Annotated in this window: 1 protein-coding gene; it reads left to right on the forward strand. The window is 68.9% G+C overall.

Annotation, left to right across the window (positions count from 1 at the left end):
• Nucleotides 1-267: hypothetical protein (locus AAEY83_RS15560; protein WP_351060376.1), on the forward strand; the 267-nt coding region annotated here is incomplete at both ends.

Here is a 267-nt window from a genome sequence, read left to right on the forward strand (position 1 = left end):
GTGTCGTCGTGGCAACGATCGCTGGAGCGCTACCGTCTCGACCCCGCTTCGTCGATCGGCCCGCGCGTGCTGACCGCGGCCGAACTGCGCGAAGTGCGCGACAAGGAGGAAGCCTTCCTGCGCGCGTCGGGCCAGTGCCTGACGCGGCTGCACGACATGATCCGCGTCGCCGACTACTGCGTGATGCTGACCGACGCGCACGGCGTGACGATCGACTACCGGATCGACCGCGAACGCCGCAACGACTTCCGTCACGCGGGGCTGCAC

Origin of the sequence: Psychrobacter sp. TB20-MNA-CIBAN-0197 (assembly GCF_040309765.1) — a bacterium.
Classification (GTDB): domain Bacteria; phylum Pseudomonadota; class Gammaproteobacteria; order Pseudomonadales; family Moraxellaceae; genus Psychrobacter; species Psychrobacter submarinus.